The organism is Pseudoramibacter alactolyticus ATCC 23263 (assembly GCF_000185505.1).
Classification (GTDB): Bacteria; Bacillota; Clostridia; order Eubacteriales; family Eubacteriaceae; genus Pseudoramibacter; species Pseudoramibacter alactolyticus.
Genome location: NZ_GL622359.1, coordinates 944927 through 969805 on the forward strand (window position 1 = coordinate 944927; position 24879 = coordinate 969805).

Annotated in this window: 28 protein-coding genes; 13 read left to right on the forward strand and 15 right to left on the reverse strand. The window is 54.2% G+C overall.

Annotation, left to right across the window (positions count from 1 at the left end; translation table 11 throughout):
• Positions 1-10 precede the first annotated feature (10 nt).
• The 8 genes from HMPREF0721_RS04455 (at position 11) to dhaL (ending at position 6403) form a co-directional block, all read left to right on the forward strand.
• A complete protein-coding gene (locus tag HMPREF0721_RS04455) occupies positions 11-1570 on the forward strand; it encodes an FGGY-family carbohydrate kinase (protein ID WP_006598395.1) in 1560 nt (519 codons plus the stop codon).
• A gap of 30 nt (positions 1571-1600) precedes the next feature.
• Complete coding sequence (locus HMPREF0721_RS04460) at positions 1601-2368, forward strand: SDR family NAD(P)-dependent oxidoreductase (protein WP_006598396.1); 768 nt, start codon at positions 1601-1603, stop codon at positions 2366-2368.
• A gap of 4 nt (positions 2369-2372) precedes the next feature.
• Positions 2373-2621, forward strand: coding sequence for a histidine phosphatase family protein (locus HMPREF0721_RS12800; RefSeq protein ID WP_423219054.1), 249 nt, complete (start codon positions 2373-2375; stop codon positions 2619-2621).
• Positions 2515-2949 (forward strand): histidine phosphatase family protein, encoded by a 435-nt coding sequence (locus HMPREF0721_RS04465; protein ID WP_423219050.1) that lies wholly within the window; start codon positions 2515-2517, stop codon positions 2947-2949. Before HMPREF0721_RS12800 ends, HMPREF0721_RS04465 begins: the two co-directional genes overlap by 107 nt.
• A gap of 328 nt (positions 2950-3277) precedes the next feature.
• Positions 3278-4045 carry a triose-phosphate isomerase family protein gene (locus HMPREF0721_RS04470; protein WP_006598398.1) on the forward strand — a complete coding sequence of 256 codons (768 nt, stop codon included), beginning with the start codon at positions 3278-3280 and terminating at the stop codon, positions 4043-4045.
• Positions 4046-4182: 137 nt separating this feature from the next.
• Positions 4183-4584, forward strand: coding sequence for a dihydroxyacetone kinase phosphoryl donor subunit DhaM (gene dhaM / locus HMPREF0721_RS04475; RefSeq protein WP_006598399.1), 402 nt, complete (start codon positions 4183-4185; stop codon positions 4582-4584).
• A 72-nt stretch (positions 4585-4656) separates the two neighbouring features.
• Positions 4657-5670, forward strand: a complete 1014-nt coding sequence (locus HMPREF0721_RS04480) for a dihydroxyacetone kinase subunit DhaK (RefSeq protein ID WP_006598400.1) — start codon at positions 4657-4659, stop codon at positions 5668-5670.
• Positions 5671-5752: 82 nt separating this feature from the next.
• Positions 5753-6403, forward strand: a complete 651-nt coding sequence (gene dhaL / locus HMPREF0721_RS04485) for a dihydroxyacetone kinase subunit DhaL (RefSeq protein WP_006598401.1) — start codon at positions 5753-5755, stop codon at positions 6401-6403.
• A 372-nt stretch (positions 6404-6775) separates the two neighbouring features.
• Here the strand turns inward: dhaL and HMPREF0721_RS04490 are convergent, their stop codons facing one another.
• Positions 6776-7894: a glycerol dehydrogenase gene (locus tag HMPREF0721_RS04490; RefSeq protein ID WP_006598403.1), complete on the reverse strand. Its 1119-nt coding sequence runs from the start codon at positions 7892-7894 to the stop codon at positions 6776-6778.
• Between the two features lie 201 nt (positions 7895-8095).
• On the opposite strand from HMPREF0721_RS04490, the gene HMPREF0721_RS12395 reads away from it, so the two are divergent.
• On the forward strand, positions 8096-9121 hold the full coding sequence (locus HMPREF0721_RS12395; RefSeq protein ID WP_006598404.1) for a Spx/MgsR family RNA polymerase-binding regulatory protein: 1026 nt from the start codon (positions 8096-8098) through the stop codon (positions 9119-9121).
• A gap of 53 nt (positions 9122-9174) precedes the next feature.
• Here the strand turns inward: HMPREF0721_RS12395 and HMPREF0721_RS04500 are convergent, their stop codons facing one another.
• From HMPREF0721_RS04500 to HMPREF0721_RS12580, 12 genes are all read right to left on the reverse strand, one after another.
• Positions 9175-10032, reverse strand: a complete 858-nt coding sequence (locus tag HMPREF0721_RS04500; protein ID WP_006598405.1) for a class II fructose-bisphosphate aldolase — start codon at positions 10030-10032, stop codon at positions 9175-9177.
• Positions 10033-10035: 3 nt separating this feature from the next.
• Positions 10036-10401 (reverse strand): DUF1667 domain-containing protein, encoded by a 366-nt coding sequence (locus HMPREF0721_RS04505; RefSeq protein WP_006598406.1) that lies wholly within the window; start codon positions 10399-10401, stop codon positions 10036-10038.
• On the reverse strand, positions 10398-11690 hold the full coding sequence (locus tag HMPREF0721_RS04510) for an NAD(P)/FAD-dependent oxidoreductase (RefSeq protein WP_006598407.1): 1293 nt from the start codon (positions 11688-11690) through the stop codon (positions 10398-10400). Before HMPREF0721_RS04510 ends, HMPREF0721_RS04505 begins: the two co-directional genes overlap by 4 nt.
• Positions 11691-11713: 23 nt before the next feature.
• Positions 11714-13165, reverse strand: coding sequence for an NAD(P)/FAD-dependent oxidoreductase (locus HMPREF0721_RS04515; protein WP_040639906.1), 1452 nt, complete (start codon positions 13163-13165; stop codon positions 11714-11716).
• A 37-nt stretch (positions 13166-13202) separates the two neighbouring features.
• Complete coding sequence (locus HMPREF0721_RS04520; RefSeq protein ID WP_040639907.1) at positions 13203-13958, reverse strand: SDR family NAD(P)-dependent oxidoreductase; 756 nt, start codon at positions 13956-13958, stop codon at positions 13203-13205.
• Between the two features lie 30 nt (positions 13959-13988).
• On the reverse strand, positions 13989-15494 hold the full coding sequence (locus tag HMPREF0721_RS04525; RefSeq protein ID WP_040639908.1) for an FGGY-family carbohydrate kinase: 1506 nt from the start codon (positions 15492-15494) through the stop codon (positions 13989-13991).
• Between the two features lie 128 nt (positions 15495-15622).
• On the reverse strand, positions 15623-16213 hold the full coding sequence (locus tag HMPREF0721_RS04530) for a glycerol-3-phosphate responsive antiterminator (RefSeq protein ID WP_242821852.1): 591 nt from the start codon (positions 16211-16213) through the stop codon (positions 15623-15625).
• Entirely contained in the window at positions 16214-17704 is a 1491-nt protein-coding gene (gene glpK / locus HMPREF0721_RS04535; RefSeq protein ID WP_040639909.1) for a glycerol kinase GlpK, read from the reverse strand.
• A gap of 293 nt (positions 17705-17997) precedes the next feature.
• Complete coding sequence (gene rd, locus HMPREF0721_RS04540) at positions 17998-18162, reverse strand: rubredoxin (protein WP_006598413.1); 165 nt, start codon at positions 18160-18162, stop codon at positions 17998-18000.
• A 119-nt stretch (positions 18163-18281) separates the two neighbouring features.
• The gene (locus tag HMPREF0721_RS04545) at positions 18282-18758 is read right to left on the reverse strand and encodes a 23S rRNA (pseudouridine(1915)-N(3))-methyltransferase RlmH (protein WP_006598414.1); all 477 of its coding nucleotides are present in this window, start codon (positions 18756-18758) and stop codon (positions 18282-18284) included.
• 5 nt (positions 18759-18763) lie between these two features.
• Complete coding sequence (locus HMPREF0721_RS12575; protein ID WP_040639910.1) at positions 18764-18985, reverse strand: hypothetical protein; 222 nt, start codon at positions 18983-18985, stop codon at positions 18764-18766.
• Positions 18973-19461, reverse strand: coding sequence for a DUF1638 domain-containing protein (locus tag HMPREF0721_RS12580; RefSeq protein WP_006598415.1), 489 nt, complete (start codon positions 19459-19461; stop codon positions 18973-18975). The genes HMPREF0721_RS12575 and HMPREF0721_RS12580 overlap by 13 nt, the downstream gene beginning before the upstream one ends.
• Before the next feature lie 201 nt (positions 19462-19662).
• Here HMPREF0721_RS12580 and HMPREF0721_RS04560 point away from each other — a divergent pair, with 201 nt between their 5' ends.
• On the forward strand, positions 19663-20073 hold the full coding sequence (locus HMPREF0721_RS04560; RefSeq protein ID WP_006598416.1) for an ACT domain-containing protein: 411 nt from the start codon (positions 19663-19665) through the stop codon (positions 20071-20073).
• A 68-nt stretch (positions 20074-20141) separates the two neighbouring features.
• On the opposite strand, the gene HMPREF0721_RS04565 is transcribed toward HMPREF0721_RS04560, so the two are convergent.
• A complete protein-coding gene (locus HMPREF0721_RS04565) occupies positions 20142-21539 on the reverse strand; it encodes an MATE family efflux transporter (protein WP_006598417.1) in 1398 nt (465 codons plus the stop codon).
• Positions 21540-21706: 167 nt separating this feature from the next.
• The gene (locus HMPREF0721_RS04570; protein WP_341349331.1) at positions 21707-22738 is read right to left on the reverse strand and encodes a 3-deoxy-7-phosphoheptulonate synthase; all 1032 of its coding nucleotides are present in this window, start codon (positions 22736-22738) and stop codon (positions 21707-21709) included.
• A 255-nt stretch (positions 22739-22993) separates the two neighbouring features.
• Between HMPREF0721_RS04570 and HMPREF0721_RS04575 the strand changes: the two genes are divergently transcribed.
• From HMPREF0721_RS04575 to yaaA, 3 genes are read left to right on the forward strand one after another with little or no spacing between them, the layout of a single operon-like run.
• Positions 22994-23410 carry a secondary thiamine-phosphate synthase enzyme YjbQ gene (locus tag HMPREF0721_RS04575; RefSeq protein ID WP_006598419.1) on the forward strand — a complete coding sequence of 139 codons (417 nt, stop codon included), beginning with the start codon at positions 22994-22996 and terminating at the stop codon, positions 23408-23410.
• Between the two features lie 8 nt (positions 23411-23418).
• On the forward strand, positions 23419-24129 hold the full coding sequence (locus tag HMPREF0721_RS04580) for a tetratricopeptide repeat protein (protein ID WP_006598420.1): 711 nt from the start codon (positions 23419-23421) through the stop codon (positions 24127-24129).
• Complete coding sequence (gene yaaA, locus HMPREF0721_RS04585) at positions 24126-24878, forward strand: peroxide stress protein YaaA (RefSeq protein WP_006598421.1); 753 nt, start codon at positions 24126-24128, stop codon at positions 24876-24878. Before HMPREF0721_RS04580 ends, yaaA begins: the two co-directional genes overlap by 4 nt.
• The last annotated feature ends 1 nt before the right edge of the window (position 24879 follow it).

Genomic DNA, 24879 nt, shown 5'->3' on the forward strand with positions numbered 1-24879 from the left:
GGAGAAACAAATGGCTCAATATATCTGCGGCATTGACGCCGGCACCACTGGTACAAAGATCATGATTTTTACGGTTGACGGCATTCCGGTCAGCCATGCTTATAAAGAATATTCGTGTAAATATCCCCATCCCGGCTGGGTGGAACAAGACCCCTGGGAACTATGGCACGCCATCTGCGAAATCACACCGAAGGCTATTGCTAAAGCGGACATCGATCCGAAGGAAATCGGCTCTATCGCCATTTCCAGCCAGCGCGGCACGTTTTTCGCCATCGACAAAGACTGGAACCCCATCGAAGATTCCATCGTCTGGAGCGACAGCCGCGCCATCAAAGAAATCAAATGGATCGGCGATACTCTCGGCGCGGAACACTACCACGAAATTTCCGGCGCGGCCATGACTTCACTCTGGGCCTACGCGAAATACAAATGGGTGCACGACAACAAACCCGCCCTCTACGACAAGGCGTGGAAATTCGTCAACGGTCAGGAATGGCTGTTACACCAGCTCGGCTCCGAAGAACTTTTCACCGACCCGTCATCCCTGGCCCTCAACGGCATGATGGACGTCAAAACCCTCGACTGGTCGGACGAACTGCTCGACGCGATCGGTGTCAGCCGCGACAAATTGCCGCCAATCAAGGAACCAGCACGCCAGGTTGGCGTCGTTTCCGAAATCGCTTCTGAATTGACTTGTTTTGCCCAAGGCACGCCCATCTGCGTGGGTGGCGGCGACCAGCAGTGTGCGGCTGTCGGCGCGGGCGTCATTAAAGAAGGGCTCGCAGAAATCTCCATCGGCACTGCTGCCGTCATGGTCGCGGCAGTCGACAACATTTACCCGGACCCGCAGCAGGAAGTGCTCTTCTCCGGCCACGCTAACCCGGGCAAGTGGGACATGGAAGGTCTCGCCTATTCCTCCGGTGCCTCCCTGAAATGGTGGCGCGATACCTACGGCGACACCGAAGCAGCCGTCGCCAGAGCCACAGGCACGGATGTCTACACGATCATCTCCGATAAAGAAGCGGCCAGAGCGCCAGTGGGCTGCAACGGCTTCATGTTTCTGCCGTTCCTCGCAACGCAGGTTTCGCCGTACTACTGCGACACGGCAACCGGCGGCTCCATCGGGCTCACCAACGGCCACGACCGACCAATGATGGCGCGTGCTGTCCTCGAAGGTGTTGCCTTTGAACTGCGCATGATTGTCGATGCGATGCAGCACGTTTTGGGGCGTCCCTTCGACACCATTCTCCTCTCCGGCGGCGGTTCGAAGTCCCCGACCTGGCGTCAGATCCAGGCGGACATGTACGGCTGTCCGGTGGAAGTGCTGGAAACCGCGGACTGCGGCCTCGTCGGCGCAGCAGCTCTCGGCGCGACGGGCGTGGGCATTTACAAGAATCTCAAAGAAGCCTGCAACCAGATGGTCCATCCGAAGAATCTCATCGAACCAAACATGGCCAACTACAAACTTTACACGGATATGTTCGAAATTTTCAGAGACACGTTCCTCACGCTGCGTGACGTAAAGATCTACGATCGCTTGAACGCGCTATCTATCAAATACTGGGGTTAATGATTTTACTGAGGGGAAAAGGTAATAATTATGTTTGAAGTTTCGCTCAAAGGAAAAGTCGGTTTGATTACCGGCGCAAGCCAGGGCATTGGCCGCGCCTGCGCGTATAAACTCGGGGAAGCGGATATCGACGGCCTCGTCATTGTCGATCTGGCCAAAGGAGAAGCCGGTAAAGAAACGCAGAAAACGCTGGAAGACATGAACGTCGATGTCAAATACGTCATCGGCGATGCGTCGTCAGAAGACGTCATCAAAGGCGCCATCGATCTCGCGGTGAAATCCTGGGGGCACCTAGACGTCATCGTCAACGTCGCGGGGATTTCCTACATGACGAATCTCGAAACCACGAGCTTCGATCAGTGGAACAAGGTCATGGCCGTCAATCTGCGCTCGGTGTTCTTGACCATGAAATACGGCAGTGAGCAAATGAAAAAGCAAAAATCCGGCTCTATCGTCTCGATGTCATCCATTTCCGGCGTCACCGGAGGCAGCACAGGCCCGGAATACGGCGCATCCAAGGCCGGCATCATCGCCCTAACCAAATTCGCGGCCAAACAGCTCGGGCCCTACAACATCCGCGTCAATGCAGTGGCCCCGGGGACGATCGGGACGGACATGATCAAGCGCAACTATTCCAAACTGACGAACGAACAGCGTCAGAAAAAGCTCGACGCGATTTACATGAAGCGTCTCGGGAATCCGGCGGAAGTCGGTAAAGCGGTGCTATTCCTCGCCTCCGATATGGGCAGCTACGTCAGCGGCGACACGCTCATGGTCACCGGCGCGCGAATGAGCTGACATGATGACCACACTTTACCTCGTTCGCCATGGTGAAACCTACGAAAACAAGAACCATATTTTCCAAGGGGTGATGGACTCGCGCCTCACCCCCTTTGGGGTTGAAACAGGCGGATGCCTTGGGCGAATTTTTCGCAGACATTCATTTGGACGCTGCTTCCACCAGCCCCCTGAGCCGGGCGCGGCGCACCATGACCGGTGTGCTCGCCCATCATCCGGACATCACGCCCGTCGTACGGGAAAAACTCCATGAAATTAAGGGCAGAAAGATAACGGATCTATCGTTTGACGAATACAATGAGCGCTTCGACAACATCCTGATGACCTTTCAAACCCGGCCGTCTGCCTTTACAGCAACAGAAAGCAAAAGCATTCCGGAAGTGTACCGCCGGTTCACCATTGAGACTTGCGCGATCACTGAGGAAAACATCTGCAAAGATTTCATCGTCGTCTCCCACGGCACCGCAGTTCAGAGTTGGCTGTTCTACGCTAAAGACATTGATGAAGGTCATATCCGATTTGATTTTTTGCCAATAGGAAATCGTTACAGATTACACTGGGAAACTGCCAAAATAATATAACCACCAAACCTATCCACGCATCAAATGTGTGGTTTTTTTCGCACAATTAAAGTAACCTCCCCTGAAAAGGGAGGGAAAACCACATAATGGCGTACTACCTGTCAAGAGGCAATGAATTTTGCTGTCAAATGTAGATACAACTGGCAGTATTCTTTTGCCGTTACATGGTGCTATTCATGATACTCTACTGGTGTGTCAGCAGATTTAGGTTCCATTGAATTCGCCATATGTTTTGTAATGGCAGTGTAAAATATTTTACACTGCCTAATTTTAAGCCTTAAGCGCTAAAGTTATAATGAATTTATATTTGTAGAAGGGATGGATCAAAATGAAAAATTTTATTATTGGATCTGGTTGGAAAATGGAGTTATCCTATCAAAAAAGCATAGAAGTTGCCAAACAACTTGATAAAAATTTAGCAAATTTTCATGACTTTCCTGTTGTCATCTTCCCATCATTTACTGTCCTTTCAGCTATTAAGCAGACGATTTCTCCCCACTCGGCACTTAAAATCGGTGGTCAAGATCTTTCTTGGAAAGAATATGGTCCCTATACCGGGGAGATATCAGCCGCTATGCTGTTAGATGTTGGCTGTGAATATGTCGAAATTAACCATCAAGAAAGGCGGAAATATTTGCATGAAGATAATCAAATGGCTAATTTAAAATTAAAAGCAGCCCTCCGAAATGGCCTGAAACCATTCCTATGTATAGGTGAAGAAGAAAAAGGGAATCAAAATCAAACAGAAAATTTTATTAGTTCACAGCTAAAAGAGCTTTTAAATACTATTCCAAAATTCGAAGCAACAAACATTATATTTGCCTATGAGCCAAAATGGGCAATCGGGCAATATGGTTTGATTGAATTAAAACATATTCAAAATATACATGCATTAATTCGCAATTGTCTTTCATTTTTATATGATGATGCCTTTGCTCAGGACATAAAAATTGTTTATGGCGGCGGAATCACCATGGAAAGATATAAGGATATTTCCAAATTGCCGGACGTGAATGGACTCTTCACAACACGATGTGGCATTAATCCAAAAACTTATACTGAACTAATTTTACAATCTGCCCAAATAATAAATTGAGTCCGAAGATAGGGATGCACGAACAAAAAAAGTATTCAATTCTTTCAAAATATTACAAGGATTTTCACCAAAAATTCTGGTATGATATACAAAGAAATTCATACATTACAAAACAAATAATTTTATAAGGAGCGTCTATGGCAAAAACAGGAATGATCATTGTGTCCCATAGCGAAGAGATTGCGCGCGGCGTTGTAAAACTTGCCGGTGAAATGGCCAACGATCAGGTAATCATCAAAGCAGCCGGCGGCACCGGCGACGGGCGGCTTGGCACCAACGCCCTGCTCGTTCAAGAAACCATCGAATCTTTGGCGGCCTGCAAGAGCATTCTCATCTACTGCGATCTCGGCAGCTCGGTGATCAGCAGCGACACCGCCATCGACATGCTGGATGACGATGACTTGCAGGATAAATGTCGCATTGTCGACTGTCCGCTGATTGAAGGAGCATTTTACGGTGCGGTGCAGGCGTCCATCACTGACGATCCCGATGCCATTATCGCTGAAGCCGAAAAAGCCCGCGAACTGCACAAGGACTGATCACCAAGGTTTTCTTTGTTTGAATCGGATCTGTTCCGTTCATGTATTAATTATTTTGGGAGGTAATTTACTATGGTTATGAAACGTCTCATCAACGATCCCTATGACGTCGTTGAAGAAATGCTGGAAGGCTATTGTGCCGCACATGCATCTTACGTCAAAATGGACGACACCGAAGAAGCTCAGGGCCGCGTCGTTCTGGCGAAGGACGCCGGCACGAAAGACAAAGTCGGCGTGGTCATCGGCGGCGGTTCCGGCCACGAACCGCTGTTCCTCGGCTATGTGGGCGACGGTTTTGCCGACGGCGCCGTCATCGGCAACATCAACACGTCTCCCTCGCCGGACCCGTGCTACGCTGCTGCCCGCGCTGTGGATAATGGCAAAGGCGTCATTTTCCTCTATGGGAACTATGCCGGCGACGTGATGAACTTTGACATGGGCGCAGAACAAGCAGATGAAGACGACGATATTCGCGTGGAAACCGTACTCGTCACCGATGACGTGGTCTCCTCCGACAACATCGCCGACCGCCGCGGCATCGCCGGAGACTTTTTCGTCTTTAAAGCGGCGGCCGCCGCCGCCGCCATGGGCAAGGATCTTGATGACGTTGTTGCCGCCGCATCCAAATGTAACGACGTGACCCGCTCTATGGGCGTAGCCATGTCCTCCGCGACTTTGCCTTCCAAGGGAGGCCCGATCTTTGAAATGGAAGACGGCGACATGGAAATCGGCATGGGCATCCACGGGGAACCGGGGATCCGCCGCGGTAAAATCGAACCGGCCGACGCCGTCATCGACGAAATCATGAAACCCATTCTCGAAGATCTGCCCTATCAGGATGGCGACGAAGTTTATGTTCTTGTCAACAGCCTGGGCGCAACCCCGCTGCTCGACCTGCACATCTGCTTCCGCCGTGTGGCCCAGATCCTCGAAGAAAAAGGCATCAAGCTTTACAAAGGGCTGGTCGGTCCCTTCGCCGCCTCCATGGATATGGCCGGCATGTCCGTCACGCTGGTCAAACTGGATGACGAATTAAAAGAACTGCTCGACTATCCCTGCGACGCCCCGTATTTCACCCAAGTTTAACCTTTCGGCAAATCACCGGGATCGGCGACCTTCGGTCCCGGTTTCTTTGTATTCTTAAAATTTACATTCAAAGGAGATCCATATGGCTGAAGCACTCAGCAAACAATATTTTATCAACGTCATCAAAGATCTGATTCCCTGGTCAGAAGCACGCAAGGAATATTTTACCGATCTGGATTCCGCCATCGGCGACGGCGACCACGGCATGAATTTATCCATCGGCTTCCGGGAAGTCGGTGCTCATGTGGACGAATGGTCTGCCGAAAGCGTTGCGTCTTTCTACAAAAAGGTCGGCAAGGCCCTGCTCGACAAGGTCGGCGGCTCGGCCGGCCCGCTCTATGGCAGTTTTTTCATGAAGTTCGGCGTGCCCATTAAGCAAAAGGGATCTGACGAAGGGGCCAGCTTTGACGAATTTGTTGAGATGATGGACAAAGCTGTCGCCATTATTCAAAAGCGCGGCAAATCGACCATTGGCGAAAAAACGATGAACGATACCCTGATGCCGGCTTTCGACGCGCTAAAGGCGGCTCATGATGCCGGCGACGACATTAAAACGGCCATGGGCAAGGCCGTTGAAGCCGGAAAGGCCGGTCTCGAATCCACCCGCGACATGATTGCCACCAAGGGCCGTGCCATGCGTCTGGGTGAACGCGCTATCGGCCATCTTGATCCCGGCGCTGCCTCAACCGCGGAAATGCTCGAAATTTTCTACAAAAACATGCCCGACGCTTAGATCGATCTCAAAAATACGGCGAAACCCCGAACGCCATTTCAAGTGTTCAGGGTTTTTTAATGCGCAGACATTTCCATCCGCGTGAATTTTATTTTTTAACAAAAACCGCGCTTCAGGGCGGATTGTCAGAATGACAATCACCAGGACCCAACCGGGCGATGGCCGTTATTTCCTCATCCATCACGCCCTATTCCTCTGCATCTTTTGGAAATGGCCGACAGACAATGTTGTGATGCTCGTCATTGCCGGTTCACTTCTTTCGCCGATGGATATGCTTTCCTTCTGCCGCACAATGATTCCGCAGATTTTATCCGCGCATAAAAAACACATCGGCTTCCCGCGACGAAGGCGATGTGTTTCTTTGACAATCTATTATTGGTCCAAACGGGTGCGCATGCTGCGTCCCAAGCGATCAGCCTGCAAAATCGCTTCTATCAGTACTTCCGGTGCCGTGGCTTTGGGCACCGCAGCAATGTGCTTTGTGGTAAACGCCTTTTGAGCCACCCGCATCAAACGCGCTTTGTCATCCGATGATAAACCGATATCGGCAAGGGTCACCGGCAGACCCACCGCCAGGTTAAAATCCATCACCTGATGGATGGTTTTGCGCGGCCAGTCTTCAAGCACGAGCTCGCACAGCGTGCCAAAGGCCACAATTTCCCCGTGACTGGCATCCTGACATTCCGACAGCGCGGAAAAACCGGAATTCAGCGCGTGCGCCGCCGCACAGCCCGCCGATTCCACGCCGATGCCCGACAATAACGTGTTCACCTCGATAATGTCCTCGACATCCTGGGTCAGACGATGAGCCACCACATCCTGATAGGCCTTGACACCCTTGGCCATTAACGTGGTGTAGCATAATTCCGACAGCGCCATGGCCGCCAATGTGGTTTGATAGCCATCCCCCACGCGGTTTTTCACATCGTGATCAACGTGTGCCTTCGCTTCAAAATAAGTTGAAAGCGCATCCCCCATGCCGTAAGCGAAAAACCGGGCCGGCGCATCCACAATCACCTGGGAATCCACCACAATCACGTCTGGGTTGCGCTTGTAGTAGATCGAGCCGGCGTGCTCCCCGGCCGCCGTATACGTCGCCGAAAGCGCCGAGGTCGGCGCGTCGGTGGAAACGATGGTCGGAACCATCACAATGGGCAGCGTCAATTGAATGCCCACGTATTTGGCCGCATCAAGCGCTTTGCCGCCGCCGATGCCAACCACAGCTTCGGCGCCGGCTGCCTCAGCTGCCACTGTCAGGCGCTTGAGCTCTTCCATATCGGTCTGCCCGCCAAACTTTTCGCAAATCAGCGCGCGATCCGCTTTCTCAAATTCAGGAACCAAGGTCCTGCGAACCCGATCCACAAAAGACGGTGTCGTCACGGCATAAACCGTCTTACCGTAATCCGCCGTATACGCTTCCAAATGCTGCATTTCGCCCGGCCCCTGAAAATATTTTCCCGGACTCTCAAAGGCGCGCGTTTTCGTTGTCATAAAAAACCTCCCTCATTTTTTATTAGTATATCATCAATTTTGATGCGGCTAAACATCTGTCATGCAATCTTATTTTTATTTCATTCACAATCACTGTTTTTTGCGCAGGATTTGTTTGCGTGCTATAATGCATGCGCGCCTTCTCCAAGGCAAAAGAAGTTTTTTGTTTTCGCTTTTGATATCAATCACTGAGGAGTTTTTATGACAACAACTACGCTTTTTCTCGTCCGCCACGGCACAACCGCTCTGAATGACCGCAATATCTTTCAGGGCGCCATTGACGAACCTTTGAACGCCTTGGGCCTGTCCCAAAGCCAGTTATTAACTGAATATTTTAAAGATATTCCCATCGATTTGGCCATCAGCAGCCCCCTGACCCGCGCTCGGCAGACCCTGGACTTTATCGTCGCCGAGCGACCGGAAATCCCCGTGATCGTCGACGCCGGTATCAGCGAAATTAACGGCGGCGTGCTCGAGGGCCGGCCTTTTCAGGAGCTCAGTGTGTTGACGCCAGAAATTATCGATGCCTTAGACCATCATCTCGGCCGCATCGATACCCGCTTTTATGGCGGTGAAACCGGAGAAATGGTCTATAACCGTGTGCGCGACACCATTTTAAACATCATTGATGCCCATCTTGGAAAAACACTGGTGATGGTTTCCCATGGTTATGCCCTCGGCGCCTGGATCAACTTTGTCCGCGGCGTTCCCGCTGCCGAGATGACGCCCATTCCGCTGGAAAACGTCTCCGTCTGCAAATTCACCTTTAAAGCCGACGGCAATATTCGCACCGATTTTATCGGCGACCACCATCACCTCACAAATGACGCCCGCCGCGTGTTCGACTGGGAAGCCTTGACCCGCCCGTTGCCGATTTTCATTCACTATCCAAAATGCAGCACCTGCAAAAAAGCCCGCCGCTTTCTGGATGACCACGGTGTCGCCTATCAGACTCGGGATATCGTGGCAGAAGCCTTGCGCAAAGAAGAACTTTTGGTTCTGATGAATCGCTACCCCGGTGAAGACCGCCGCTTCTTTAACACCAGCGGCCAGCTATACCGTCAGCAACGGCTTAAAGACCAAGTGCTAACGATGGATCGAGACGCCAAGGCCACCAAACTTGCCGAAAGTGGCATGCTCGTTAAACGGCCACTGCTCGTTTTTAAAGACCGCGTCTGCATCGGTTTTAAAGAGGCCGAATGGCGCAAGGCCTTAGATCTGGATTAATCATCATTACTGTCATCAAAAATAAACGCCGGCAGACTACCGGCGTTTATTTTTTATTCTCCTGCAAACAACGCCATGGCCCGCTCCACATCGGCCTGCATAGCCAAGCGGGCCGCTTCAGCCATTTCATCAAAGCGAACCCTCTCCCCTTTCTCCTGCAGGAGGGCATGCACGCCCGCCGCCCCCGCCAAAGACATATAAGTAAAATAATTGACCTTGGCGATACCGTTTTGAATGGCCCTGCGATAATCCGCCGGCGAAACCCCTGAGCCGCCGTGCATCACCAACGGCAGACCGACCGCTTCGCGAACGGCCACCACCCGGCCGACATCGAGCTCCGGCTTTACCGCATAGACCCCGTGGGCTGTGCCGAAGGCGATAGCGAGGGCGTCGATGCGCGTAGCCACTGCGAATTTTACGGCCGCTTCCGGATCGGTATACGCAGCGTCCGGCGGCAAATGAACCGGATCATCACAGCCGCCACCGCTTGCCGGACGGATTACCCGACCAAGCTCTGCCTCCACCGAAGCGCCGTATTGCTCCGCCAGCACAACGACTTTTTGCGTGATAGCCACATTTTCCTCGAAAGATTTTGCAGAGGCATCAATCATGACAGAGGTAAAGCCCAAATCCAGCGCCTGTTTTAAATATGCCAGGTCCTCACCGTGGTCCAGGTGGACACACACCGGCACCTGGGCGCGCTTAGCCGCGTCGAGCATGATCGGCCCGATAATGGTCAGCGGAGCTATGGTCTCGTGCAGCTCGGCATGTTGAAGAATTACCGGTTCGCCGCGTTTTTCCGCCGCGTCGATCACCGCGCGTACGCTTTCAAGGTTCACCGTGTTAAAGGCCCCGACCGCCCGATGCCGCCGTGCTGCTTCGTCTACCAATGTTTTTAAATCAACCAGCATGACTTACCCTACCGTCTTCGATGCCACGACGTCGATCCCGCAGCCGACCACATCCGGGATGAGCACCTCACCGATGGCAACCGGATGATCGATTGCCGTCTTCCGGATGGCCGCCATGGCATCCATCATGCGATCACGCGGCATGGGGGCGGCGGATTTCACCGGAATAGACAATGCTTCCCGGCCGGTCCGTCTCAGAATCATCGTTGAGGTCAGGGTGCGTACCGGGTTAATCCATTCCTGTTCGGCAAAATCAACGCCCCGTTTGCAAAGGTTGCCCGTCACCGCGACCATTTTGTCGCCGTCGACAGTCGCCACCATTTCACAGCTGTTGGGGCAGGTGGTGCAGCTCATTTTAACGTCTTTCATCGCGCTTCTCCTTTCCCGGCCATGGTTTCATCGCCGACAATGCCCACCTTCAGCTCGCCGATGCAGCCTGCCAAAGCCTCCTGCGCCAAGGTAATGATTTCCATATGGCTGGGCAGGTAGCGGTGAGCCTTTCGCTCTTCAAAAATCACCCGATCGCCACAGCGCACCTGCGTGCGGCCGCTTGTAATCGGCGCCCCTACCCGGAATTTGACGGGAATCGACGCTTCGTCGCCGTCAATCATCGCCGGCACCGTGTAGCGCACCGGCGCTTCGGCGTGCAGATTCAGCGCAGCATCGTGTTTCGGCCCCGCGCCGGCTGCATAATCCGCCGCTTGGCGTCCGGCTTCAAAGGCCTCCTCCGTGACATAGTCCACCACGTCGTGCACATGCAATACATTGCCGCAGGCAAAAATTCCCGGCTGTGACGTCTCCAGCACGTCGTTGACCAGCGGCCCGCCCGTCACCGGATCCATCGCCACGCCGGCTTTGCGGCTCAGCTCATTTTCCGGGATCAATCCGACCGAAAGCAGCAGCGTGTCGCAGGGGATTGTGCGCGCCGTCCCCGGGATAGGTTGCCGCTTGGCATCCACCTGACTCACCTCGACCGACTGCACCCGGTCTTTCCCATTGATCCGGGTTACCGTGGTCGACAGGTGCAGCGGGATGCCAAAATCGTCCAGACAGCCTATAATATTGCGATAAAGCCCGTTGGGATAGGCCATGATTTCGTAAACCCCTTCGACCTCGATGCCTTCCAAAGCAAAGCGGCGCGCCATGATGAGGCCGATATCGCCGGAGCCCAAAATCACCGCCCGATTACCCGGCTTCATATTTTCCAGATTCACATAGCGCTGGGCGATGCCCGCTGTAAAAACGCCGGCTGGCCGGTCCCCCGGAATGCGGATGGCGCCGCGGGTGCGTTCCCGGCAGCCCATGGCCAGCACCACCGCTTCTGCCGTGAAAATCATCATTCCCTTTTCATTCATCGCCTGGACGGTTTGTCCCGCTTCGCCGTGAGTGATATTCAGCACCATCGTGTCGAGATAAACGGCGATGTCTTTGCCGGCCAGCTGATCGATAAAGCGCTCGGCATATTCCGGGCCGGTGAGCTCTTCCTTAAAATGATGCAGGCCGAATCCCGCGTGAATGCATTGCTCGAGAATGCCGCCAAGCTCGCCGTTTCGCTCAATAACCGCGACCGATGCCTGCCTTTCTCTGGCGGCCAGCGCTGCCGCGAGCCCCGCTGGGCCGCCGCCAACCACCACCACATCATAATGAACTGTTTGCATTTTGTTTCCCTTTCTGTCTTTCGCTATTTGATCCGGCCGAACAGCACCGGCGAAATTTTCTCTTCAAATTGGACGGCCTCTTCCGGCACGCCCAGCTCCCGAGCCAGAATCTTCATCACCTTGAACTGGCAGAAACCGCTCTGGCAGCGGCCCATGCCGGCTCGGGTACGCCGCTTGACGCCTTCAACCGTTCTCGCGCCCAGCCGTTGGTGAATCGCCGCGACGATTTCGCCTTCCGTCACGGTCTCACACCGGCACACAATGCGTCCATAGGCCGGATCTTTTTGAATCAGCGCGTCCTGTTCTTCAAGGCTCATCCGATCAAAATCCGGCGGCGCCTGCCGATACCGCTGATAGCTCGGCCGGGGCTTGAGTTCAAGATCCGCATCGGCCAGAAGATCCCGCACGTATTCGGCGATGGCCGGCGACGACGCAGCCCCCGGCGACTGAATCCCCGCCGCATGAATAAAGTGCGGCAGGGCAGGCGACGCGGCAATCCAAAAATCGTTGCCGTTATCCAGGGCGACCGGGCGCTGCCCGGCAAAGGTGCGGATCACACTGCCATCCTGAAATTCCGGAATCAGATGATGAGCCCCTGCTAAAAGCTCGCCGATGCCTTCGGCGTCATTGCTGGTGTCTTCTTTGTCCTCGCGCATGGTTGCCGTGGAGCCGATGATCGTATTGCCGTGGGCCATCGGAATCAAGGCGATGCCCTTAGTGTCCGGGCTCGGGCAGGGAAACATCACCGTCGAAATCGGCGTCGGCATGTTTTTATCCAACACGCAAAGATTACCATGACGCCCCTGGACCCGATATTCGTGCAGGCCGGCCAGTGCCGCCACATCGTCGGCGTGCACGCCGGCTGCGTCCACGATATAGCGCGTGCGGAAGCGATCCGTCGGCGTCGTGATGGTAAAAGCCCCGTCTTCGTCCGCATGGATCCCCGTCACCGGCTGATCGACCAGAATATCGGCGCCGTTTTCCGCCGCGTTTTCCGCAAAGGCCACCGCGACCTCAAAGGGGTCGATCATCGTCGTCGTGTGGGCCAGCAGCGCGCCAAGCGCCGCCTTGTTGATAAAGGGCTCGCGATTTTGCAGCTGCGCCGCGTCAATGCGCTCCACCTGCGCCACCCCGTTTGCCCGGGCATTGTCGCAGAGCTCATCCACTTTTTTCAAATCCTGATCGGAGTAGGCCACCACCAGCGTCCCCGTTTTGCGGATATGAAAATCCAGATCACGGGCCAGCTGCGGATACATCCGCGCGCCCGCGGGATTGAGCTTCGCCTTCAGCGTTCCGGGATGGGGATCATAGCCCGGGTGCACCACGCCGCCGTTGCCCTTGGTCGCCCCGACACCGATATCCGGTTTGCGTTCCAGTAAGGCCAGTTTTAAATCGTATTTCGCCAATTCGTGCACGATGCCCGTCCCGGTGATCCCCCCGCCGATGACCATCACATCGTAAATTGCTTGTTCCATTTTGTCCTCCCTCTTTTCTTGACGCATCACACTGCCATCAGCGCATCAGCATGCCGCCGGTCACATCCACCGTGGCGCCTGTCATATAAGCTGCCGGCTGCGATGCGAGAAAAACGATCACATCGGCCACTTCCTCCGGCTTCGCCACATGGCCGACGGGAATCCGGCTTTCGTAATACCCCGGATGCGCCGCCATGCTCGCCGCGATCATATCCGTCTCGACAATGCCCAGCGCCACCGCATTCACCGTGATGCCCTTGGGCGAAAGCTCCCTGGCCATCGAAACGGTCATCGCTGCCATGCCGGCCTTGCTCGCCGCGTAGTGCACGTGGCCGGTGGTCGAGCCGTGAAAGGCCGCCTGAGAGTTCACATTGACAATGCGCCCGCCGCGCCCGGCCGTGAGATTAACTTTAGCAAAATACTGAGACGCGCGAAAGGCCGCCGTCAGATTCACATCCAAGGTGCGCTGCCAATCATCGAGCGTGATGTCCTGGCACCATCCCTGCAGAAAAATCCCGGCGTTGTTGATGAGGATATCCATCTCGCCAAGCGCGACGCGAGCCTGCTCCATCACAGCCGTTACGGATGAGACATCGGCAAAGTCCGCCGCCAGCGGCACCGCCCGCACGCCAAAGGCCTCGCAGACCGCCGCCGTTTGAGCCGCCCCGTCGAGGTGGCCGGCCACCACGCCCAGATCCGTGCCCTCTTTCGCCAGAGCCAGTGCTACCGCCCGGCCGACCCCGCGGGATGCCCCGGTCACAATCGCTCTTTTTCCTTTTAATTGAAGATCCATAATTGCCTCTTTTCCTGCTTCTGTCAACTTTTATACATCCCAATCATCCCAGACGCCGTCCAGTGCGTCAATCACCTTGCGGTAGCGCACGTATTTCTTATCGTAAATCGCCTTCTTCGCCGGATCGGGCTTCGCGGTGTACATCACATCCACCATTGACGTCGACGCTTCTTTAAAGGACGCGAACACGCCGGTGGCCACACCAGCGCAGATAGCCGCCCCCAAAGCGCCCAATTCCTGGCTGCGCGCCACCTCGATAGGCGTTTGCAGCACATCGGCAAACATCTGAACCCAGATTTCCGATTTGGCCACGCCGCCGGCCATTCGGATGAGCGCCGGCTTATCGCGATATTTAAGTAACTTTTCGATGTGATAACGATGACTGAACACAATCCCTTCGTAAACCGCGCGCAGCATATTGCCCCGGGTATGCCAGGACTGCAGCCCCACAAAAGCCCCTTTGGCATTGACGTGCACATTCGTCCCGAAGAGAAAGGGCAAAAACACCAGGCCGCAATCCTGTTCACCGATTTTTTCGACCGATGCGTTGGAAACCTCATAAATATCCTTGCCTTTTAAATCCACATCCCGCAAAATTTCCGTGAGAAACCATTCGAGATTGCTGGCAGAGGTCGGACTACCTTCGAGGATCATCCAATAACCGGGTATCGTATCGATGGAGGTCATGAATAAATCCTTGTCCACCACCGGCTTTCTGCTGATATATTCGTTGATGCTCCAGGTGCCGGCTACCACACACATGGTGTTTTCATCGGTGACGCCCACGGCCATGGCCGACGCGTGAATATCCATACTGCCGCCGGCCACCGGCGTCCCTGCTTTAAGCCCGGTAAGCCCAGCCGCTTCTTCCGTCACCCGACCGCAGATTTCCCCGGCGTATTTGAGAGGCGGCAGCTTATCATAAATGGATTCAAGTCCCATCTCAGCCAAAAGCACCCGGTCGTAACATACATCCCGCACGTTCATCAGGCTGGAGCCCGAATAATCGGTAATTTCGGCATAGGGTTCCCCGGTGAGTTTCATTCGGATAAAATCCTTGCACATTAAAATCCAGCGGGTATCGGTCAGGACTTCCGGCCGATATTTCATAAACCAGCGCAGAATCGTCGTCGGCTGCCCGGCCCAGCAAGACTGCATCGTCTTGGGCAGGATGCGCTCGAAGGTGCCGTCGCTGTTCCAGGCGATGGCGAATTCTTTGCCGCGGGAATCGGTAGAAATGATGCCGTTGTAAGCCGGGGTGCCATCGGCCCGGGTTAAATAAAGCCCGTTGCCGTGGCCCGTTGCCGCGACGCCGAGCACTTCCTCCCCGGAGATACCCGCTTCGGACAGCACCGAGCGAATCGCCCCGACATTCGCTGCCCACATTTCATCCCCGTCGCGCTCGGTAAAACCAGGCTCCGGTTGAATCAGCGCCGTTTTGCGACTGCTCACCGCCACTTCATGCCCCTTCAGGTCGTAAAGCGCCACTTTGGTTATCGTGCCGCCGTTGTCGAGTCCCAATAAATATGCTCCCATGATTTTCTCCTTATCCATCTGAACGCATTTAAACCCACATTTAAAAAGCCTGTTTAACCGGCGAAACAACGCCGATCAAACAGAACTTCACCACATCTCTTTCCCGCTGCAATCTTTTGTTGTCGCTTTTAATACAAATCCCGCCGACTGATGGTTGCCCCGTTAAAGCCCGCCACCTGCACCTGTTCAAGATCCGAAGACGTTCGGATAAAGCCGCCGGCCAGCAGCGGCATGGCTGTTACTTGCCGCAGTTTCTCAATGATCATCACGCCGATCACCGCCGGCAAAATTTCTGCCGCGTGCGCAGCTGATCCCTTCAAAATGCGCGTGCTGGTGTCCAAAGCGCGGGAATCGCTGATCAGAAAACGCTGGATGGTGTAAAGCCCCGCATGACGTGCCATACCCAGCCGGCTGCTGTCGGTGGACATCACCCCGTCTACGCCGTAATAATTCTTCAGCAATTTAATACCCGCCTGGTCGCGCCCGAAGCCCCCCAACAGTTCCATATTGACGAGCACCTCTTTGCCTGCTGCATGTACTTTTTCAGCCAGCGGCTTTAAATTTGCAATATCCGCCCCCGTCAGCAAAATAGCCGAACAATCGCCCTTTAATGCCGCTGTCAAATCGCCGAGCCGTTTGATTGACGGAATGACCGTAAATCCCTTCGTCAATATGCTTTCGATGCTTTCCATGCGGTCGTTTCTTTCTTGTCGATCCAATTATGCTCTGGCCCAGTCCTTCGAGCGTTCCACGGCAGACCGCCACTGATCGTAAAGCAGCTCCCGCTCGGTGTCGCCGATCTGCGGTTCAAAAATTTTGTCGGCTTGCCACATATCCCGGATCTCATCGATGCTTTTAAAGATCCCGCAGCCGAGTCCCGCCAGATAGCAGGCACCGAGCGCCGTCGTTTCAATATCCTTCGGCCGGATTACTTTACAGTTAAGAATATCTGCCTGGAACTGCATTAGCCAGTCGTTTTGTGCCGCGCCGCCGTCCACCTTGAGCTCTTTGAGGGTGATACCGGAGTTCTCAGCCATGTCCTCCAGCAGATCCCTGGTTTGATACGCCATGGATTCCAACGCCGCCCGGGTGATCTGTTCCTGCGTCGTGTCTGCTGTGACACCGATGATCATACCCCGGGCATTGGTGTTGTAATGCGGAGCTCCCAGTCCGGTAAACGCCGGCACGAAGAAGACGCCGCCGTTATCCGCAAGCGAAGCGGCCATCGCTTCGGATTCGCTGGCTTTGCCGAAAAAGTGCATCTTGTCCCGCAGCCACTGCACCACCTGACCGGCGATTAAAATGGATGCGCCCATCGAATACTTGATCCGATCGTTGATGCCCCAAGCCAGAGTCATCAAGCCGGTGGCGGTGCGCGGGGCTTTATCACCGGTAAACATCAGCGGCACTGCCGAAGTTCCATACGTGTTCTTGGCCGCACCTTCATCAAAACAGGCCTGCCCGAAAAGCGCCGCCGACTGATCGCCGGCAATTCCAGTAATTGGAATTGCCGCACCAAACCACTTGGGATCGGCCATGCCGAAAAGTCCCACCGAGTTTTTGACTTCCGGTAAAATGTCCTTTGGAATGGCCAACACCTTGAGCAGATCGTCATCCCATTTGCCTTCGTAGGGGTTAAACACCAAGGTGCGTGCCGCATTGGAATAATCCGTCGCATGGACCTGGCCACAGGTTAAATTCCAGAGCAGCCAGGCGTCGATGTTCCCGAATTTCAAATCGCCGCTGTTCGCCTTGGTCTGAGCTTCCGGCACGTTATCAAGAATCCAACGGATCTTGGTCCCCGAATAAGTCGGATCCAGCACGAGGCCCGTTCGCTGATTGAAGAGCGCGTTGTGTCCTTCCCGGCGCAGCCGTTCCACAATGGGCGCCGTCCGGCGGCATCCCCAGACAATGTCATGATATACCGGTTTGCCGGTGTTTTTATCCCACATCACCGTGGTTTCCCGCTGGTTGGTAATCCCGATCGCCGTGATATCCGCCCCGGCCAGACCGGCTTTGGCGATGGCATTGCGCGAGGTTTCTAGCGTGACCTGCCAAATTTCTTCGGCCGATTGTTCCCACCAGCCGGATTTGGGATAAAATTGTTCGTATTCCTTGTAATCCAGTGCGACCACGTACCCATTTTCATCATAAATCACTCCGCGGGATCCCGTCGTCCCTTGATCCATGATCAGAATATGCTTTGCCATTGCTCCCCTCCTCATTGTTCACCATGTGCTGAGGCGATAAAAACATCCAACAAAAAATCCTGCTTAATAAGCGTACTTCTTTCTCCATACACTTATTAAACAGGACTCAGCGTTTCCGTCCATCTCCTCAATCTCCAGATGTATTCTGTTTGTCATTAGTCTATCACGACTTGTAAAGGGTGTCAATATTCCGTAGATGATTTCAGTTAATTTTTATTTTATCCATTCCATTCGAGGCGCAAAGAAAGACCGCAGGTCTCCCCGCGGTCTGATTGTGTTTGCTCTATCCTTAATTATTCTTCGACGAGTTCGAATTCGTCTTTGCTGGCGCCGCACAGCGGGCACTCCCAGTCCTCCGGCAGATCTTCCCACTTGGTGCCCGGTGCAACGCCGTTGTCCGGGTCGCCGGCTGCTTCGTCATAGATATAACCACATAAAGTGCATTCGTATTTTCTCATAAGTTCCTCCTTGATGGATCTCAGTAATTTAAACTGTTTTGATTATAACCGATCTAATGTGCTTTGTCTATTCGAAAAACAAAAAATGCTTTTTCTTCCGCTTTTTCTGCCCCGCCCGCCTATTTGTGATATTTCCGGCCTACGTCAATCATCAAACCTCGGTATATCTGTTCCAGCGCGAGCACCCGGGTCATCAAATGGGTAAAGGTCAGACGTGACAACTGCCAGCGCGCATCGGCACGCCGAATAAGGGCTCCGCCCACCCCGAGCGATCCCCCGATGACGAACACCAGCTCCGACGCTTTAAGCCGCCACACTGCCAGCTGCTCAGCAAAGGCTTCCGAGGTCCACTGATGGCCGTGCAGATCCAGCAACACCACCCAGGCCCCCGGTTTGATCTTGGCCAGAGCCCGCTTCGCCTCACGCTCCAAGATTTTCTGACGCTCGCCGGGGCGTTCTTCACGGAAATTGGCCTCATCCTTTATTTCGATCACTTCGCATTTGGCAAAGGCCCCCAACCGCTTGCAATAATCCGCCTGAAGTGCCGCCAGATGTTTATCCTTTAATTTACCGATGGCTACAATGGTCAGTTTCATCAAAATTAAAACCTCTCCTTGGCATAGGCCTGCCAACTTTCACTGAAGAAATCATCCCGGGTGATGATTTCTCCCGGCACCTTCACCATGAACTGATCGTCCCAGCGTCCAGTGATGAGTTTTTCGAGAACGCGGTTGCTCCCCGGCACTGGGTGCACCTGGGCCTTCATCAAATCGGCTCCGCGTTTCGCTTTGCCGGCGAAGGGCTCCCGGGTCAGATCTTCCACGCCGGTATCCACCACATCCAGCGCATCATAATCGGCGAACCAGGTGTCGAACAGCGCCTGGGCCTCGGCCTGGCCGTGCTCTTTCGCCAAACGGTGATACAAACGCTCCGGCGAAAAAAAGCCGGGGACCGGATATTGAACATATAAAAATGGCCGGCCTGCTTCAGATCGGGATGATAAGTGTCGTCGGTCGTCAAGGCGATGGAAACGCAATCGTCAAAACGCGGAATCACGATTTTCTGCCGGGCGGCGATCCCTTCCCAAACGCCGCCACAATAGCCCTGAGCCACGAGCACCGTGTCCCGGTCCCCGGGGATGCGGCGATCCAGAGCGTCGACGGCCGCTTCGCGCATTTTGGGCGGATCCACGTGCAGCCGCATGTTCAGGGCTACCACCGGATAGTGCGTGCCGCATTTTTTCTGGGCCGCCATCACATAGTGAACCAAATTACCGCAAGCTAAAATCACTGGCTTCATAACATTCCTCTCCTTTTATGCTCGATTGATGTTTTCGTGCTTCATTTCTTATTTTACGCCATTTTAACCGCTTTAGCAATTTGTGAAAAATATTTCAAAAAAACATGGCCCGGCAAAGTTCTGTGTTACAATAACATCAATCGATGTTAATCAATTCATCCGTCGGGCCGCCAAGCCCGGCGACTCTTCAAAGGAGACCATATGCCCAATCAAATTTCGCTATTTGCCGAAAATAAAAAAGGCGCCCTGCACGCCATTACTGCCGTTTTAGCCGACGCCAATATCAACATCAACACCATGCTGACCAACGACTCCGCCGAGTACGGCATCGTCCGGCTGATCGTCGACCGCCCAGAAGAGGCCATCGCCGCACTTAAAACCGCAGGCTATCAATGCCGGCTCGATCAGGTGCTCGCGGTACATATGCCCGACGATCCCGGTTCCCTCGACAAAATTTTAAAGGCCCTCTCCGACGGGCGCATCAATATCGACTATCTTTATATTTCCTACGACCGCCACGCGGCGACGCCCATCGCCGTGATTAAAACCAGCGAGCCGGAGGCCGAAGCCTTTCTGCGCGGCCGTGGCTATCAAATCGCCGATCAGTTTTAAATCAACCAATTGTCTTTAATGGCCGATACAAAAAATCAGCACGTCAAACGTGCTGATTTTTTTGCTTTTTATAATATCGCACCCGCCGAAAGCTGATCCATCTTCCGAAATTCAATGCGGTCGAGCACAAGACTGAGCACAAAGGAAGCCAGGTCGGCCACGGGTGCCGACCACATGATGCCGACAATCCCCCACTTTAACGGCAGAATCAAAATCATCGGGATCAAAAAGAGCACCTGACGCGAAAGCGAAAGCACGATGCCCCGGGCGGGCTTGCCGATGGCCGAGAAAAAGTTGGACGAGAGCAGCTGCACGCCGTTGATCAGCACGGTGCACAAAAACGTGCGCATGAAGAGCACGGTAAAACGCATATAAAGCCGGTTGTCCGCCGCACCGAAAAGGGACACGATGGTTTTCGGAAAAAACTGAAATGCCACAAAGGCAATGACCGAAATAATAAAGGAATATTCCACCGCGAGTTTGAAAGTCGCCTTGACCCGGCCGTACTGGCGGGCCCCATAATTAAAACCGAGAATCGGCTGGGATCCCTGGGCAAGTCCGACGAACACCCCGATGACAATGGCGTTGACTTTCATGCAGATGCCCGCTCCCGAAAGGGGAATATCCGTGCCGTAAATCGACAGGGCGCCGTAATGGGTCAGCGAATGGTTTAAAATCACCTGCACCAGCGCAAAGAGCACTTGATTGAGGCTGTTGCTCATGCCCAGCATCGCAATACGTCCGCAGTCCCAAAGATTCGGCCGCGCAAAGGAGGCTCGGGTCAGCTGCACCGTTTTGTACTGGAAAAGATAACGTACCGCGATGATGCAGGAAAGCACCTGGGACAGCGCCGTAGCCATAGCCGCGCCGGCGACACCCAAGTGCAGGCCAAAAATAAAAATCGGATCGAGAATGGTGTTGGTCACCGCGCCGACCACCATGAACATCATCGAGTACTTCGGCGAGCCGTCCGCCCGAATCATATTGCTCATCACATTGGTCAGCAGCAAAAAAGGCAGTCCCAGCCCGGTAAAGCGCACATAGCTTTGCGCATAAGGCAACACGGTCTTCGTGGCGCCAAAGGCATAAAGCATCGGCGTCATGGCCGACTCGACCACCGCCGCCAGCGTCACGCCGACAATTGCCGCCATCCATACCACCGTGCCCACGGTTTTTTCTGCCTGCGCATCGTTGCCCCGGCCAAGCTCCAGAGAAAAATTCGCCGCACCGCCGATGCCGATGAGCAGCGTCAGCGCGAGACAGATTGTCGTGATCGGAAATGCCACATTGGTCGCTGCGTTTCCCAAATAGCCCACGCCCTGACCGATAAAAATCTGATCGACGATATTGTAAAGCGAGCTGACGACCATGGCGATGATCGACGGCACCGCAAATTGCCGCAGGAGAGCCGGAATTTTTTCCCAGCCCAGCGGATTGCTTCCCTGGTTTTGTTTTTCTGCTGTCAAAGCTTTTCCACCATTCCTTTCAATCGCTTTTCATTAAAAGCCGATGCGCCATCGGCCTTCACACACGACGACCGCCGTCTTTTCGGTGCAAGACAGCCCGCCGACAATTCACAAAAAAAGCAGCTTCCCTTTTAAAACTGCTTCTCGAAGCTGCTGAATTTGAAGCTTCAGACCATTTCCGCCAATCCATAAATAAGCGCCTTCGATTTATCCCAGCCCAGGCAAGGATCGGTGATGGACTGACCGTAACACCCGCCGCCGATGGGCTGATTGCCGTCTTTCAGATAGCTTTCGATCATAAACCCCTTTACCAGCTGGTTGATGTCCGCCGAAACGCGACAGCTGTGCATCACGTCCTTGGCGATGCGTACTTGCTCCTGCCAGCGCTTGCCGGAATTGCAGTGATTAGTGTCCACGATCACCGCCGGGTTTTTAAGCTCGGCCTTTTCGTGATAGGCATCGAGCAATCCCTGCAGATCCTCATAATGATAATTGGGAAAGGTCCGCCCATATTGATTGACATAGCCCCGCAAAATGGCGTGCGCCAGCGGATTGCCGGCGGTTTTGACTTCCCAGCCGCGATAGAGAAAAGTGTGACCGTGCTGGGCTGCAATCAAGGAATTCATCATCACGGAAATATCGCCGGATGTCGGATTTTTCATCCCTGCCGGGATGCCGATGCCGCTGGCCACGATGCGGTGCTGCTGATCCTCCACCGAGCGGGCGCCCACCGCCACATAGGCCAGCAAATCCGAAAGATAGCGGTGATTTTCCGGATAAAGCATTTCCTCTGCACAGGTAAAGCCCGTTTCGCGCACAGCGCGGGTGTGCATCTCGCGGATCGCGATAATCCCCGTGAGCATATCCTCCTTCGCGTCGGGATCCGGTTGATGCAGCATGCCTTTGTAGCCCAGGCCCGTGGTCCGCGGCTTGTTGGTATAAACCCGCGGAATGATGAAAATTTTATCCTTCACCCGATCGGCAACCTTCGCCAGCCGATACAGATAATCGAGCACGGCGTCTTCACTGTCTGCCGAACAGGGGCCGATGATGAGCAGCAGCCGGTCGTCCTTGCCCGCAAAAATATCGGCAATCTGCTGATCCCGTTCTTCTTTAATCGCGGCAACCCGGGCGTTCAATGGAAATTTTGTCTTCAATTCCTGGGGCGTCGGCATCTTCCTGAAAAATTCCATTTGCATATCCATCGTGATCATCTCCTTTGTAAGCGCTGCGGCGGCAATAATCGGCGGACCGCACCAGCCTCGTTATAAATGCTTGATTTAAAAAACGGCCTCCGCCGTTTAAATTGGTCTCATTATAACATAACGATTCGAGGATACGCCCGTTTTAAGCATGTATTTATTTTCGTTCACAAGCCGTGAGCGATCGCCTCCCGTGTTATAATAAAATTGCGTAATAATTATCGTTTCATTTGCATTCAAAAGGAGTCTGTCATGCAATCTTTTCGCAAAGAATTATTTTTTCACTTCGACACCCGCCGCGGCTTGAAGAACATTACCCCGGACGTCAAGGCGGCGCTGGCCGAAAGCGGCATCAGGGAAGGACTCGTGCTGGTCAACGCGATGAACATCACGGCCTCGGTGTTCATCAACGACGACGAGCCGGGACTTCACCGGGATTTTGAACGCTGGCTCGAAAAACTCGCGCCGGAAAAACCCTACAGCCAATATGATCACAACGGCTACGAGGATAATGCCGACGCCCATCTCAAGCGCACCGTCATGGGCCGGGAGGTGGTTGTCGCCGTGACCGACGGCCGTCTGGATTTCGGCACCTGGGAGCAAATTTTTTATTACGAGCTCGACGGCAGGCGCACCAAGCATGCGCTGATCAAAATCATCGGCGAGTAGGAGTGGTCATGCCGACAACGGATTACGATTTTCACGCGCATTTTTTTGGCGACAATCGCCGGCTGATGACCGATGCTGAAAAAAAGCGGCTACACGCCGCCATCAGCACGGCCGCCGAGCATCGCGATCCCGAGGGAATGACGCTCCTCGGCCGTCTGTATTACGAAGGGTTTACCGTCGCGCAGAATTATACGGCTGCACGCCGCTGGTTTGAGCGGGCCGATACCGCCGGCGACAGTTGGGGAACGGTCTATCTGGCTTATTGCTATTATTACGGGCGAAATATTCCCGTCAATTATCCGCGGGCACGCGCGCTCTTCGCCAAAGCGGCCAAGGCGGGCAATCACTGCGCCCTTTATAAACTGGGCGACATGGCCCGAGACGGGCTGGCCGTCCCCGTCGATTTGCCCCGAGCTCTGGCCTGTTACCGCGAAGCCTTGGCCAAAATCACCCCAGCTATCCCCGAATATCCCAATATTGCCGCGCGCATCGGCCATTTGCTCCTCGCCGGTATCGATCCCGACGCCGGCACGGCGGACGCCCTGCACTGGCTGCACATCGCCCAAGAGGGCTGCTACCGCCTGTTGATGCGCGGCGATCCCTACGCCCATTTATCCCTTCCCCAAATCGAAGCGGATCTCGCCGAATGCACGGCACTTCTTAAAGCGGCCGTGGCCGATCTGCCGCAAAAAGTGCGGTATCCAGGAAAGCCTTCATGAAAATCATCATTTCGCCGGCCAAAAAAATGACAACGGCTGTCGATACCGTTGCCGCCACACGTCCGCTGTTGCTCGATCGGGCCAAAACGCTTTACGCCTGGCTGAAGGGCCGATATCCCGCTGCCCTGCAAAAACTCTGGCAGTGCAGTGACGCTATCGCCGCACTGAATATCGAACGGCTGAAAAACACCGCCCTCGAGGATCTCGACACGGCACCGACACCGGCGCTCTTGGCCTATCAGGGCATTCAATACCAAGCCATGGCGCCCTTGGTCTTCACCGAGCATGCCGAAGCCTATCTCGCCGAACATCTGCGCATTTTATCGGCGCTTTACGGAGTACTGGCCCCCACCGACGGCGTTGTTCCCTATCGCCTCGAAATGGCCCAGAAAGCTGTCGTCGCATCTCATCGCAATCTTTATGCCTTTTGGGGCGACGCGCTCTATCACAGCCTGATGGACAAAGACCGCACCATCGTAAATCTGGCCTCTAAGGAATACGCCAAGGCTGTCATCCCTTATCTCATGCCCGGCGACCGTTTCGTCACCTGCCTGTTCGCCGACCTTGTGGATGGCAAACCGCGGCAAAAAGCCACCTACGCCAAGATGGCCCGAGGCGAAATGGTCCGCTTCATGGCCGAAAACGCCGTCACAGATCTCGAGGCGCTTAAGGCCTTCGACGGCATTCATTATTTTTATGATGCCGGCCGGTCGAATGGCGATACCTTTGTCTTTATCCGCAGGCCTTGAC